Source organism: Spirulina sp. CCY15215 (genome assembly GCF_016888125.1).
In the GTDB taxonomy this organism is placed as follows: domain Bacteria; phylum Cyanobacteriota; class Cyanobacteriia; order Cyanobacteriales; family Spirulinaceae; genus CCY15215.
The window spans coordinates 38,283-50,804 of sequence record NZ_JACSWA010000343.1 but is presented as its reverse complement, the minus strand read 5'-3'; the positions used below and the strand labels follow the sequence as shown (position 1 = coordinate 50,804).

Genomic DNA, 12,522 nt, shown 5'->3' with positions numbered 1-12,522 from the left:
TTAAGATAGCTTGGCAATTGCAGCACTCGTTCGGTAATACAAGAACCTTTGTAAAAAAATGCGATCGCGGCCACTCAAATTGTCCACTGCGATCGCCACCTGTCATTTTCTCGTAATTCCCAGTGCCGCAATTGACCGAAAACCCGTTAAACAAGACACTATAGAATATGAAACTTTCTTGGAGAGTCCTACTACTCTGGACGCTACCCGCCCTCGTCATCGGCTTTTTCCTCTGGCAAGGGACATTTTCCTCCGCTAATGCCTTCGGTAATAATACCGCCAGCACCCGCATGACCTACGGACGCTTTTTGGAATATCTTAGCGCCCACCGCGTCACGGCTGTTGACCTCTATGAAGGGGGACGCACGGCGATCGTACAGGCTACTGACCCTCAACTCAGCGATCGCGAACAACTCCTGCGAGTAGATCTACCCATACGCGCCCCGGAATTAATGGCACAACTGCGGGCAGAAGGCATTCCTTTCGCCTCCCATCCCATCCAAAATAACGGCGCAATTTGGGGACTGTTGGGCAATTTAATCTTCCCGATTTTATTAATTGGTTCTCTCTTCTTCCTCTTCCGTCGTTCCAATAATATGCCAGGGGGACCCGGACAAGCCATGAATTTCGGTAAGTCCCGCGCCCGCTTTCAAATGGAAGCAAAAACTGGCATCATGTTTGATGATGTGGCTGGAGTTGACGAAGCCAAAGAAGAATTAGAAGAAGTCGTTACTTTTCTCAAACAACCCGAACGCTTTACCGCCGTGGGTGCAAAAATTCCTAAAGGCGTGCTATTAGTGGGACCGCCTGGAACAGGTAAAACTTTATTGGCTAAGGCGATCGCCGGAGAAGCAGGAGTTCCTTTCTTCAGCATTTCCGGTTCTGAATTTGTAGAAATGTTCGTCGGGGTTGGGGCTTCCCGCGTCCGAGACTTATTTAAGAAAGCCAAAGAAAATGCCCCTTGTTTGATTTTCATCGATGAGATCGACGCAGTAGGTCGCCAACGCGGTGCCGGGATCGGCGGTGGAAATGACGAACGAGAACAAACCCTGAACCAACTCCTCACGGAAATGGACGGGTTTGAAGGCAATACGGGGATTATTATTATCGCCGCCACCAACCGCCCCGATGTTCTCGACTCGGCCTTATTGCGTCCAGGTCGCTTCGATCGCCAGGCCATTGTAGACGCGCCAGACATCAAAGGCCGCCTCAAAATCTTAGAAGTTCACGCCCGCAACAAAAAGATTGACTCCTCGGTTTCCCTGGGAACCATCGCCCGTCGTACCCCCGGTTTTAGCGGTGCAGACTTAGCCAATTTGCTCAACGAGGCAGCCATTTTAACCGCACGACGGCGCAAGGAATGCGTCACCATGTTGGAAATTGATGATGCAGTCGATCGCGTCATTGCGGGGATGGAAGGCACGCCCTTAGTGGATAGTAAGAGTAAGCGCCTCATCGCTTATCACGAAGTCGGTCACGCGATCGTCGGGACTTTAATTAAGGACCACGACCCAGTTCAAAAAGTAACTCTAATTCCTCGGGGACAGGCGCAAGGACTGACCTGGTTCACTCCCGATGAAGAACAAGGACTCACCACGCGATCGCAACTCATGGCGCGCATTGCTGGGGCTATGGGAGGACGTGCAGCAGAAGAAGAGGTCTTCGGTCATGCAGAAGTAACAACAGGTGCTGGGGGCGACCTGCAACAGGTGACAGGGATGGCGCGACAAATGGTAACGCGCTTCGGTATGAGCGATCTCGGTCCTTTATCCTTAGAAGATCAATCTGGGGAAGTATTCTTGGGAAGCAGTTTCATGACGCGATCGGAGTATTCCGAAGAAATTGCCACGAAGATCGACCAGCAAGTAAGAATTCTGGCTGAAAAGGGTCACGAAATGGCACGTCAAATTATTCGCAATCATCGCATGGTTATCGATCGCTTGGTCGATTTATTGATTGAAAAAGAAACAATTGACGGGGAAGAATTCCGGCAAATTGTCGCGGAATATGCAACGATTCCTGAAAAAGAGCAGTTTGTTCCTCAATTGTAATTTCTCTCAACTCTTTTGATTGTTTGGCTCTGTCTTCATAAACAAAGAAGACAGAGCATTTTTTTTGACATCATTGCAGCCAATTTTAAGCCATTCTTTAATTCTGCCTCAATAATTGAGTATCATATTTTAGCAAGGAAATCGAGTATTGATTATTGAAGTATTGATATGTTATAATTAGCCTCAATGATTGTGGCATAAAACAATGACACTAATAATAAGCAAAACATTAAGTCAAGACAAAATAGACAAAATAGTGACTTTTGAAGAAATACTGAACTATGGACTTGATTTTATTAAGCTGAAAGATGACTATTTTTCCAAACGCATTCGCGAACTAAAAGAATTGTGCGATCTAGAAGAGGATGATGAACTATCTTTAGAATCGCTTAAAACGATGTTTTTATTTATCGGTTCTCTGGAGAATATCACCAAGCCGAGTAGCTTAACAGTTAGCGAAAGTGGCCTTTTCTATTTAGAATGGGAAAAAGACAAAAATGACTCACTAACTTTGCGATTCAAAAAAGATTACTACTTAGACTATGTTATTTTTAAGCCAAGTTTGTATATAAACAAGCGAATTATCTTAAACGGTTCAATGTATGTCCTAGATATGATTGACTATATTAATGACCTAAACATAAAAGTTCACCAGCAGTAAATACAAAATGACAGAGATCGAAGTTGGTAATGTTACGCGCTATTGCAAACCTTATTGTGGTATTTTTCATGACGCGAACGATCTCCTTATTTCTAAGTTACTTGCTAAGTGCGTTCGGAATAATTATCTCGTTAAAGATATCGCTGACTCGGAGATATAGCGATATAGCTTACTATCACATTTTAGCAAGGAGCGCGATCGCCTATTTTCTATGATTGTTTTCTATTCTTTTTCTCTCGGATATTTCTCCATCAGTTTACGAACTTCCTCCGCATGATAAGAACTTCGAGTTAAGGGAGAAGAAACTACTTGTAGAAACCCGATCGCCTCCCCATATTCTCGCCACGCATCAAACTGCTGAGGAGTAACAAATTCCTTCACTCCTAAATGTTTCTGAGAAGGTTGTAAATATTGTCCGATGGTGAGAATATCGCAATCAACTTCCCGTAAATCTTGCATGGTTTCTCGTACTTCTGCATCGGTTTCTCCCAGCCCTACCATAATCCCCGACTTGGTATAAACCCAAGGGGCAATTTCTCGACTGCGTTGCAGAAGTTCAAGCGATCGCCGATAATCTCCCTGGGGACGCACCCGACGATATAAGCGAGGAATCGTTTCCGTATTATGATTTAAAACTTCCGGTTGAGCATCCAGGATGACCTTTAAAGCCTCCCAATTGCCGCATAAATCGGGAATAAGCACCTCAATCGTAGTTTTAGGGCTTAGGATGCGAATTTCTTCAATACAGCGCTTAAATTGGCTTGAACCTTCATCTGGGAGATCGTCCCGATTCACGGAAGTAATCACAACATGATTCAAGTTTAAACGATGCACTGCCTCGGCTAATCGTAGGGGTTCCGTGGGATCGAGGGGTTGCGGTTTCTTCTCAAAATCAATATCACAATAGGGACAAGCGCGAGTACAAGCGGGACCCATAATTAAAAAAGTCGCTGTCCCTGCATGAAAACATTCCCCAATATTGGGACAAGATGCCTCCTCGCACACCGTATTGAGCGCTAAATCTCGTAAAATCTCTTTGACGCTACCTACGCGCTGCCATTGAGGGGCTTTGACTCGTAACCATTCCGGCTTAACAACCACAACTTGTTCTTTCTCGACTAAAATGTTCTCATTGTAAACAAATTATAGAGTATAGAGTTTCTGCATGAATATTGTTCAAATCGTTCAACTTGTTTGGGCGCTATCTGCCCTATTTTTAATTATCCTCGTCTTGCTGCATTCCCCCAAAGGAGATGGAATTGGCGGTATTGGTGGACAAGCACAACTTTTCACCAGTACGAAAAGTGCTGAACTTACTCTCAACCGCGTCACCTGGATGCTAAGTATTATTTTTATGAGTTTAACAGTGGTTTTGGCTGCCGATTGGTTGGGGGCTGGATAATTCGGGAAAATTTAAGAAAAAATTATAGTGCGATCGCTTTCCTCGATCGGCGATCGCCTTTTCACATCTTTACTTAATGTCAGAATCCCAATACTTTGAAGGAGAATAAAGCCATGATCGCCAGTCAAGATTGCCTCTATATTTCTCCCAAAGATTATTTAGCCGGAGAAAGAGTCAGCCCGATTAAACACGAATATCGCGATGGAGAAGTTTATGCAATGGTTGGTGCTAAAAATTCCCATGTTATTATTGCGGGCAATATCTTTGCTCTTTTAAGAAATCACGTGCGCGGTTCGGGATGTATAGCTTTTATTTCCGATACCAAAGTGCGAATCGAGACAACTAATTCGTATTATTATCCTGATGTTTCCATCTCCTGCGATGAACGAGATACCCGTTCTTTAGAAGATTGTATTCGCTTTCCTGTTTTAATCATTGAAGTTCTTTCTCCCAGTACAGAAGCATTCGATCGCGGGGAAAAATTTGCCGATTATCGAACTTTGGAGAGTTTACAAGAATATGTTTTAATTCGTCAAGATCGCATCAGTGTTGAGTGTTATCGACGCAATTCTCAAGGACGCTGGGAACTCTATGCTTATACAGAAGGACAAGAAATTGAGTTAGCCAGTGTGAATTTTAGTGGCGCGATCGCAGCCTTATATGAAGATGTGCCGGGAATTTTGTAAATATGCTAGAATGCTAGCATAAAAGAGTTTAAAAGGAGTATCAGATAATGGCCTCTGTTTTTGACGTAGCAACCTATATTATCGAGCAGTTAGGCGAAATGACTGCGATGAAATTGCAGAAATTAGTTTACTATTCCCAAGCATGGTCTCTCGTCTGGGATGAAGAGATTTTATTTGATTCTCCAATAGAAGCATGGGTGAATGGACCTGTAATTCGAGAACTTTATGAAGCTCATAAAGGAATATTTAAAGTCAATCAAGGTATTTTTGTCAATGGAAGTGCCTCAAACTTAACTCCATTACAAAAAGAAACAATTGATGGCGTGCTTGATTTTTATGGAGATAAAAAATCTCAATGGTTGAGCGATCTTACTCATTTAGAAGAACCTTGGAAAAAAGCGAGAGAAGAAGCTGGAATCAAAGAGGGAGAAAGAGGGAATGCAATTATAAAAATTGCTGATATGCACGAATACTATTCAGGATTGAGTGTAACCAAATCTAGTGTGTAAAATTTGCTAACAAGAAATAAAATGAGTAAAAAGAATAAAAAATTAACACCAAAACAGAAACGAGAAATTAGAAAAGCAAAAAAACAAGCAAGTAATGAGGAGAAACGCCCAAGGTTACTACAACTTCCTGAACTTAATAAGAAGCAGCCAAGGTTACAAAAAAATCCAGACTCAATCATGCAGCTTACCATATAGAGAGAGAGTCAAGATAGCTTTCTTGAGTCTTAAGCCAAGGGAGCATGTCAGTTTTGTAGGAACATTTGAACTGTGCGCGTCAGACAAGGCTCAAAGTATCATCAGTCCAAGCTCAAACATGCACCCCACCATGCAATAGTACAAACGGTCTTCGAGTTTGACATGCTCCCTAAGCCAATAGATCTAACAACACTACACCTATTACTATCATACCAATTGCCAAAACTTGTTTAATACTTATTAATTCTTTAAATTGGAAAATTCCAATAATGGCAACAACTGTCGTTCCCAAACCCGACCAAATTGCATAAGCAACACTCAGATCGATGGTTTTCAAGGCGATCGCAAAAAAATAGTAGCACAGTCCATAAAAGACAAAAAGCAAAATAGAAGGGAGAACTTTGGTAAAGCTATCTGAGAGTTTTAGACAAGTGCTGCCCGCTAACTCCAAACTAATTGCTAAAATTAAATAGATCCAAGAGGACATTTTTTGTTTCCGATCTCCTTATTTATTTTATCAACCCTTTCTTTTGGCTTTGTTCTTTTGTCTCTTTATCCGTCAAGTTTAAGATGAGGACTCCGATCGCGATTAAAGCAATGCCAGCAATTTTAACTAAACTCACTAACTCGTGCAACCACAAAATGCTAATGATAGCAACTCCAGCCGTTCCGACTCCTGACCAAGTTGCATAAGCAACGCTTAAACGGAGTTTTTTCAGCGCCAGTGCAAAAAAACTGAAACAAGCGGTATAGGATACGAAGGCGAGAATTGAAGGAAAGCTCTCAGTCCATCCTCGTGACAACTTTAAGGAAGTTGTACCTGCCAATTCGAGAATAATTGCTAAACATAAATAGATCCAGCTAACGATCATTTTAAATATACGATTGAGCTTAGATAATCAGTTTAAGCATATTTGCAAACTTTTGTAAATATATCTATAATATTTACAAAAGTTAAAGGATTTACAAATAATTAATGTCTGATGTTCAAATAAAGGCGAGATCTTCTCGTACTCGTAGCGCGATCGCGATCGGTGGGGGAATTGGAGGACTCACTACAGGGGCATTACTCGCCCATCAAGGCTATCAAGTGCGGGTTTTTGACCAGGCTATTGTACCGGGTGGATGCGCTTCTACTTTTCAACGGAAGGGCTTTATTTTTGATGTGGGGGCGACTCAAGTTGCGGGGTTAGAAGTGGGAGGTATTCACCATCGCATTTTTACAGAATTGGGGGTAGAATTACCCGAAGCAACCTATTGCGATCCCGCTTGTGCAGTGTTTTTACCAGGAGAAAAAGAACCGATTAATATTTGGCGCGATCGCGAAAAATGGAGAAAAGAAAGACAGAAACAATTTCCCGGTAGCGCACCTTTTTGGCAGTTAATGAATAAACTATTTCAGGTTAGCTGGAAGTTTCAATCTCGCGATCCGGTTTTACCTCCTCGCAATGTTTGGGATATGCAACAATTACTCTCAGCCATTCGTTTAGATACTTTAATTACAGTTCCTTTTACCTTGATAACGGTGGGGGATGCACTGCGATTATTGGGATTATCTGAAAACCGACGCTTGCGAACCTTTTTAGATATGCAGCTTAAGCTATATTCCCAAGTTAATGCCGATGAAACAGCCTTACTTTATGCAGCAACGGCTTTAGGAGTGTCTCAAGCCCCTCAAGGATTATATCACCTTGAAGGTAGTATGCAGGTGTTAAGCGATCGCCTCGTTGAAGCCCTCAAAAAGTATGGGGGAGAATTACAAATGCGTCACCGGGTTGAAAAAATTCATGTTAAAAAGGGTCAAGCAACAGGAGTCACGATCCGCAATCTTAAAACTGGGGAAGTTTGGGAGGAAGAAGCAGAGGAAATTATCGCCAATGTTACAGTGCAAAACTTACAGGAATTAGTAGAAGATAAGGCGCGATCGCAGTCTCCCCTCTCTCCATTTTTCCCCCCCACATCATTTTTAAACTGGAAAGAATATCAATACAGAATCGATAAACTTCCCTCTCCTTCTGGGGCATTTGTAGTCTATTTGGGAGTCGATCGCGCTGCTATTCCTGAAAATTGTCCCCCGCATTTACAATTTCTCTACGACTACGCGGGGGAAATTGGCGAGAATAATTCTCTCTTCGTTTCCGTTAGCAAACCAGGAGATGGACGCGCCCCCGAAGGACAGGGTACAATTATTGCTTCTTCCTTCGTCGATACGCGACAATGGTGGCAGGGAAGCAAAGAAAATTACGAACAATTAAAAGAAAAATATACTCGCGAGGCGATCGCCCGTTTGGGTGAATATTTTCACCTCACCTCTGCAACTATCCTCCATCAAGAAGTAGCTACCCCTCGCACCTTTGCCCATTTTACTGGACGAAAAGAAGGTTATGTCGGAGGAGTGGGACAGCGCCTTTCTACCTTTGGTCCCTTTGGTTTTGGGACACGAACCCCCATTCAACATCTGTGGTTGGTGGGAGATTCAACGCATCCAGGAGAAGGCACTGCGGGAGTCAGTTACTCCGGGTTAACAGCAGTCAGACAAATTTGCACTCAATAACTAAATTTTGTCCTATTTTTACCTCTCCTAAACCCTCCTTGGAAAAGGAGAGGTATTTAATTCAAACTTGTGCTGGTGGAATTTCTGAAGTTTGTTCTTCATCAAGAAACATCTCAGAAACTTTGCTATTTTCCTTGTGACCATTTTTATCATGGGCATGATTTCCATTAACACTACTTTCACGAGGTAAAATTACGCCATATCCCCCATGATTTCGCATATAGATCACGTTAATCTCATCGGATTCGCTGTTACGGAAAACGTAAAAATCGTGATCCACTAATTGCAGTTGTACTAATGCTTCATCAATGGTCATCAGAGGCATGGCAAAATACTTCATGCGAACCACTTCAGAAGGCAATTCCGGTTCGCGATCGCCAATTAAATCCTTAATATCTGTAACAATGGGCGGTTGTGTAGCCAACTCTTCTGCTTTAGAAGGTTTATGATTTTTGAGGAAATGTTTTTCCTTGTATTTGCGGAGTTGGCGAGTAATCTTATCAGCTACCATGTCGATACTCGCATATAAATCTTCGCTGTTTTCCTGCGCCCGAATTACTGTTCCATTCGCGTAGACGGTAACTTCGGCTTTATGGCTATCACTGATCCGGGGATTTCGCGCTACAGACAGATGAACGTCAACCTTTGTTGTAATGTTTTGAAAGTGCCTGACCGCATTTTCTAATTTTTCTTGCACGTAAAGATGAATGGCTTCAGTGACGGTGATGTTATTTCCCTGAACTAACAGCTTCATATTGATTACTCCATTGAATAAACGTAAAATCACTCTTGAAAAAACAGCACGTAATTAAACGATTGCTTCTTCTAGAAAAGGGAGATGGGTTCGCTGGTTTGCTTTCCCTTGGTTTACTTCCCCTTGGTTTGCTTCTTTTTGGCTAGGGTGGACAGTAAAGAGATGTCCTCCTCTTCCTTAAGAATAATTCGTTCGGGAGCGTATGATTAGCTTGAACGAATTGTTTCTATATCTATCACCCTAGCACTTTGTATTGGACAGAATCCAAACCTTTGATTTCTCTTTACTATCCTTCGCATCTGTTGACATTACTATACAACACCTCCTTAATGATTTGCAACAATCCAGCTAAAATATATTCGTATACTGAGTCTTTGAGAGAAAAAACCGAAATATCAGTATTTTTCGCGATCGCGCCCCCCTACAATATCTAAAAGTAACAATTTGTGATAAGACGATGCGAGCTACCGTTAAAGATGATATTCTCTGTATTAATATCGAGGATCTTCCCTCTTATAAAAAGGGCGGTTCGATTGTGCGGAATAGTTATTTTTGGGCGTTAAAATCGATTAGTTGCTATGCGGTTCGAGGTTGTGACTGGGAGTACGATCGCGAGGTTTGGATTGCCTTAGCACGGATGTTATTATCGTTTCAGCAATCGGGATATTTAGGCGATCGCGAAGTGATGCTCGAATTTTCAGTTGATGTTCCCATTCCTGAAGAATTACGATTGGTTGCAACTTGGTTATAATGGGGGTAAGCATCCCAATGTTCGGAATATCACAAATAAATTCATAAAAATAAATTCACAGAATAGACAAGACAAAAATGATAATTGTTTGATCGTACAAACTACCCTGTTAATGCCCATCAATAAAATTAATATATGCAAATTTTTCAGAATATTCTCATAATATTTGACACCTCTCGCGCCAAAATAGACACAATGTAAAATTGCGCTTTCATGCAAATTGATATATGAATAGTACCGCAATTGCAGTAGTTGAATGGGGGTTAAACCTCATCCGTGCTTATCTAGCTGCGGGTTTCATTTTTGCGATCGCCTTTGTTCTCTTTTTGATTCCTCGAGTCGATCCCGCCGTGAAATCCGTCATCGGTAGTTTTAAGAGTGGGAATAGTTCCCATGAGGAAAACCAGTCTCCCTCATTTCTGCAACGAGTTAATGCCATTATTGTCGATCTGGCAATTTTCTTTCGCATCTTAATTATCCCCGGTGTCACCCTCCTCTGGCCGTTATTTTTGCTGCGGCTATTACGAGGAAAAACTCATCCCAAGGAACAAAACGCCCATCGTAGGGAAGCCGCCAAACACGCATTGTAAAGGATATTGATTCATGCTTCTCTCTCATCGTAAAACTCACTTTTTTGCCTTCGCTGTTTTGAGCGTTCTTTTGTCCCTCTGTTTTATTGCTGGCATCGTCCTGCGCCCAGACTACACGATCGCCACCAGCCCCGAAACAACCTCCCTCTTTGAAGAGGCGGGTTTTGTCATCGCGACGGAAGAAGAAGCGATCGCCAGTACAACCTTGAAAAGTAGTTCGATCTCCCTCGAGGCTGCAACACAATTCGATTCCCGCGATCGCCTCGTTCTCATTCTCAAACCAAATCGCCCTATTCTCAGCCCCGATCTGTTGATGTATTGGGATGAAACCGCCAGCAAACCCGAAGAATTGGGCGATCGCGCCCTCCTTCTCGGTTCCTTAGCGGGGACCTCTCGTCGCCAATTCATCCTCCCCGATGCGATCGCCGAAAACCAGGGCTATCTCATTCTTTACAGCCAAGCCGGGAAAGAATTGCTTGCTGCGTGGGAATTCCCTTCCGAGTTAAAACCTTAAGGAGACAATTGTGAGTGTTAACTATAAGTCGATTCAGTGGAATCGTCAAAAGATCGTTTACGATCTGATTTTGGTGGGACTGGTTGCCCTTTATATCTTTCTCTTTCGCTATATCGCCGAACAGATCGATCCCTATCCCAGTCCCGATAATTTTGGTCTGAGAATCCGCGCCTATGGTTCCGCCGCCTTTATCTTACTCCACGTTATTCTCTCCATTGGACCCCTCTCGCGGCTGAGTCCCAAGTTTTATCCCCTCCTGTTCAATCGGCGACATACGGGAGTAACTATGTTTGCCCTCGCCGTCAATCATGCCCGTCTGGTGCGATTTCGCTATCACGGTTTCGGCAATTTAGACCCGACAACCAGTTTATTTGTTAGCAATACCAACTATTTTTCCTTGACGGGTTTTCCCTTTGAAATATTGGGAATTGTGGCTTTAGCGATCTTCTTATTCATGGCTGCTACCAGTCACGATTTTTGGTTGGTCAATTTAACGGCTCCAGTTTGGAAAGCCCTACACATGGGGGTTTACCTCGCTTATGGGCTGCTAGTGGGTCATGTGGTACTCGGAGCCTTGCAATCGAATCGCGACCCCTTACTGACGATTCTGGTGGGGGTAGGATTGTTTTGGATCCTGGGATTGCATTTAATTACAGGATGGCGAGAAATGCAGCGCGATCGCCCAGATTTGGCCAAAACCAATGCCGAATATGTCGAAATTGGCTGCATTGCAGATATCCCCAACAACCGCGCTAAAGTCGTGACCATTGGAGGAGAACGGGTGGCCGTGTTTAAATATGAGGATAAAATTTCTGCCGTTTCCAATGTTTGCCAACATCAAAATGGTCCCTTGGGAGAAGGCAAAATTATTGACGGCTGTATTACCTGTCCCTGGCATGGCTATCAATATTTACCCGATTCTGGGGCATCCCCACCCCCCTTTACCGAAAAAATTCCCACCTTTGATGTCAAACTGGAAGGCGATCGCATTCTCGTTAAGACAATTCCTCATCCCCCCGGTACCCAAGTTGACCCAGCTATTATTCCCGTGGAGGTGACGCAATGACCCAAAATCCTCGTAAAAAAGATGAGTTTTATGTCAATTACGGCAAAATGCCCTCGGGATTTTTGCGCCATCTGTTGTGGTTTATCCCTCTCCTGGCAGCGATCGCGATCGCGTTAGCATTGCTACTTCCTGGCATTCACGACCATTTCAACGAAGGGCGTTTTGCAGGCAGATCCGAGACAGAAGGGATCCTGCTGGCGGAACCGGTTCCCCATCTCCTCGTACCGCGATCGGGAGAAACGGGAACGGGGGTCAAGTATTCCCGCTATATTCTCATGGATACGGATAAAAGTGGCGTGGATGAGTCCGATCTGGAAAAAGCAGGTCAATGGGTGAGTTTAGCAGGAATCACCATCCATCGGGATAGTTTAACGGTGATAGCCACGCAATCAGTTGAGGCGATCGACACCCCAGAAAATGCCCCTACTCCCGATCGGGAGAGATCCTTGGGTGAGTTTACCCTCGTGGGGGAAATTCTTGATAGTAAATGCTATCCTGGAGTGATGAAACGGGGACGCACGGCAATTCACCGCAGTTGTGCCATTCGCTGTATTAGTGGCGGTGTTCCTCCTATCTTTTTGGTGGAAAATGAAGCGGGAGAAAAGATGTACTTTGTGTTAAGCGATCGCTCTGGAAAAGCCGTTAACGATCGCATTCTCGACAAGGTTGCTAATGAAGTTCGCATTACAGGAGAAGTGATTCAAGCAGGGGATATGTTCATTCTCAAAGCCGATCCTGATAGCTACGAATTGGTTTAAAATAAGGGTGGGGTTTTCCCACCCTCAATCC

General features: G+C 43.5%; 16 protein-coding genes. 12 read left to right on the top strand and 4 right to left on the bottom strand.

Annotation, left to right across the window (positions count from 1 at the left end; genetic code table 11):
• Nucleotides 1–167 precede the first annotated feature (167 nt).
• Both ftsH2 and JUI58_RS07845 read left to right on the top strand, forming a co-directional pair.
• A complete protein-coding gene (ftsH2, locus tag JUI58_RS07850; RefSeq protein WP_204103209.1) occupies nt 168–2,051 on the top strand; it encodes an ATP-dependent zinc metalloprotease FtsH2 in 1,884 nt (627 codons plus the stop codon).
• Between the two features lie 205 nt (nt 2,052–2,256).
• Complete coding sequence (locus JUI58_RS07845) at nt 2,257–2,712, top strand: hypothetical protein (RefSeq protein WP_204103208.1); 456 nt, start codon at nt 2,257–2,259, stop codon at nt 2,710–2,712.
• A gap of 222 nt (nt 2,713–2,934) precedes the next feature.
• On the opposite strand, the gene lipA is transcribed toward JUI58_RS07845, so the two are convergent.
• Nucleotides 2,935–3,837, bottom strand: coding sequence for a lipoyl synthase (gene lipA / locus JUI58_RS07840; protein WP_204103210.1), 903 nt, complete (start codon nt 3,835–3,837; stop codon nt 2,935–2,937).
• A gap of 40 nt (nt 3,838–3,877) precedes the next feature.
• Between lipA and secG the strand changes: the two genes are divergently transcribed.
• From secG to JUI58_RS07820, 4 genes are all read left to right on the top strand, one after another.
• Nucleotides 3,878–4,114 carry a preprotein translocase subunit SecG gene (gene secG, locus JUI58_RS07835; RefSeq protein ID WP_204103207.1) on the top strand — a complete coding sequence of 79 codons (237 nt, stop codon included), beginning with the start codon at nt 3,878–3,880 and terminating at the stop codon, nt 4,112–4,114.
• Nucleotides 4,115–4,227: 113 nt separating this feature from the next.
• A complete protein-coding gene (locus JUI58_RS07830; RefSeq protein ID WP_204103206.1) occupies nt 4,228–4,800 on the top strand; it encodes a Uma2 family endonuclease in 573 nt (190 codons plus the stop codon).
• Between the two features lie 47 nt (nt 4,801–4,847).
• A complete protein-coding gene (locus tag JUI58_RS07825) occupies nt 4,848–5,309 on the top strand; it encodes a type II toxin-antitoxin system antitoxin SocA domain-containing protein (RefSeq protein ID WP_204103205.1) in 462 nt (153 codons plus the stop codon).
• Between the two features lie 21 nt (nt 5,310–5,330).
• Nucleotides 5,331–5,504, top strand: coding sequence for a hypothetical protein (locus tag JUI58_RS07820; protein WP_204103204.1), 174 nt, complete (start codon nt 5,331–5,333; stop codon nt 5,502–5,504).
• A gap of 169 nt (nt 5,505–5,673) precedes the next feature.
• Here JUI58_RS07820 and JUI58_RS07815 read toward each other — a convergent pair whose 3' ends face one another.
• Both JUI58_RS07815 and JUI58_RS07810 read right to left on the bottom strand, forming a co-directional pair.
• Nucleotides 5,674–5,991: a multidrug efflux SMR transporter gene (locus JUI58_RS07815; protein WP_204103203.1), complete on the bottom strand. Its 318-nt coding sequence runs from the start codon at nt 5,989–5,991 to the stop codon at nt 5,674–5,676.
• Between the two features lie 22 nt (nt 5,992–6,013).
• Entirely contained in the window at nt 6,014–6,376 is a 363-nt protein-coding gene (locus JUI58_RS07810; RefSeq protein WP_204103202.1) for a multidrug efflux SMR transporter, read from the bottom strand.
• Between the two features lie 104 nt (nt 6,377–6,480).
• On the opposite strand from JUI58_RS07810, the gene crtD reads away from it, so the two are divergent.
• Nucleotides 6,481–8,058, top strand: coding sequence for a C-3',4' desaturase CrtD (gene crtD, locus JUI58_RS07805; protein WP_204103201.1), 1,578 nt, complete (start codon nt 6,481–6,483; stop codon nt 8,056–8,058).
• A gap of 61 nt (nt 8,059–8,119) precedes the next feature.
• Here crtD and raiA read toward each other — a convergent pair whose 3' ends face one another.
• A complete protein-coding gene (gene raiA, locus JUI58_RS07800) occupies nt 8,120–8,812 on the bottom strand; it encodes a ribosome-associated translation inhibitor RaiA (RefSeq protein WP_204103200.1) in 693 nt (230 codons plus the stop codon).
• A 457-nt stretch (nt 8,813–9,269) separates the two neighbouring features.
• Here raiA and JUI58_RS07795 point away from each other — a divergent pair, with 457 nt between their 5' ends.
• The 5 genes from JUI58_RS07795 to JUI58_RS07775 all read left to right on the top strand — a co-directional run bounded on the left by JUI58_RS07795 (nt 9,270) and on the right by JUI58_RS07775 (nt 12,491).
• The gene (locus JUI58_RS07795; protein WP_204103199.1) at nt 9,270–9,563 is read left to right on the top strand and encodes a hypothetical protein; all 294 of its coding nucleotides are present in this window, start codon (nt 9,270–9,272) and stop codon (nt 9,561–9,563) included.
• 227 nt (nt 9,564–9,790) lie between these two features.
• Entirely contained in the window at nt 9,791–10,153 is a 363-nt protein-coding gene (locus JUI58_RS07790) for a hypothetical protein (protein WP_204103198.1), read from the top strand.
• Between the two features lie 13 nt (nt 10,154–10,166).
• A complete protein-coding gene (locus tag JUI58_RS07785) occupies nt 10,167–10,667 on the top strand; it encodes a hypothetical protein (protein WP_204103197.1) in 501 nt (166 codons plus the stop codon).
• Nucleotides 10,668–10,677: 10 nt separating this feature from the next.
• Nucleotides 10,678–11,733, top strand: a complete 1,056-nt coding sequence (locus tag JUI58_RS07780) for a Rieske 2Fe-2S domain-containing protein (RefSeq protein WP_204103196.1) — start codon at nt 10,678–10,680, stop codon at nt 11,731–11,733.
• Nucleotides 11,730–12,491, top strand: a complete 762-nt coding sequence (locus JUI58_RS07775; RefSeq protein ID WP_204103195.1) for a hypothetical protein — start codon at nt 11,730–11,732, stop codon at nt 12,489–12,491. Before JUI58_RS07780 ends, JUI58_RS07775 begins: the two co-directional genes overlap by 4 nt.
• Nucleotides 12,492–12,522: the final 31 nt, after the last annotated feature.

What these genes read in the sequence shown, in the direction of transcription:
- ftsH2 (WP_204103209.1), top strand. Translation starts at nt 168, where the DNA reads ATGAAACTTTCTTGGAGAGTCCTACTACTCTGGACGCTACCCGCCCTC.
- JUI58_RS07845 (WP_204103208.1), top strand. Translation starts at nt 2,257, where the DNA reads ATGACACTAATAATAAGCAAAACATTAAGTCAAGACAAAATAGACAAA.
- secG (WP_204103207.1), top strand. Translation starts at nt 3,878, where the DNA reads ATGAATATTGTTCAAATCGTTCAACTTGTTTGGGCGCTATCTGCCCTA.
- JUI58_RS07830 (WP_204103206.1), top strand. Translation starts at nt 4,228, where the DNA reads ATGATCGCCAGTCAAGATTGCCTCTATATTTCTCCCAAAGATTATTTA.
- JUI58_RS07825 (WP_204103205.1), top strand. Translation starts at nt 4,848, where the DNA reads ATGGCCTCTGTTTTTGACGTAGCAACCTATATTATCGAGCAGTTAGGC.
- JUI58_RS07820 (WP_204103204.1), top strand. Translation starts at nt 5,331, where the DNA reads ATGAGTAAAAAGAATAAAAAATTAACACCAAAACAGAAACGAGAAATT.
- JUI58_RS07815 (WP_204103203.1), bottom strand. Translation starts at nt 5,991, where the DNA reads ATGTCCTCTTGGATCTATTTAATTTTAGCAATTAGTTTGGAGTTAGCG.
- JUI58_RS07810 (WP_204103202.1), bottom strand. Translation starts at nt 6,376, where the DNA reads ATGATCGTTAGCTGGATCTATTTATGTTTAGCAATTATTCTCGAATTG.
- crtD (WP_204103201.1), top strand. Translation starts at nt 6,481, where the DNA reads ATGTCTGATGTTCAAATAAAGGCGAGATCTTCTCGTACTCGTAGCGCG.
- raiA (WP_204103200.1), bottom strand. Translation starts at nt 8,812, where the DNA reads ATGAAGCTGTTAGTTCAGGGAAATAACATCACCGTCACTGAAGCCATT.
- JUI58_RS07795 (WP_204103199.1), top strand. Translation starts at nt 9,270, where the DNA reads ATGCGAGCTACCGTTAAAGATGATATTCTCTGTATTAATATCGAGGAT.
- JUI58_RS07790 (WP_204103198.1), top strand. Translation starts at nt 9,791, where the DNA reads ATGAATAGTACCGCAATTGCAGTAGTTGAATGGGGGTTAAACCTCATC.
- JUI58_RS07785 (WP_204103197.1), top strand. Translation starts at nt 10,167, where the DNA reads ATGCTTCTCTCTCATCGTAAAACTCACTTTTTTGCCTTCGCTGTTTTG.
- JUI58_RS07775 (WP_204103195.1), top strand. Translation starts at nt 11,730, where the DNA reads ATGACCCAAAATCCTCGTAAAAAAGATGAGTTTTATGTCAATTACGGC.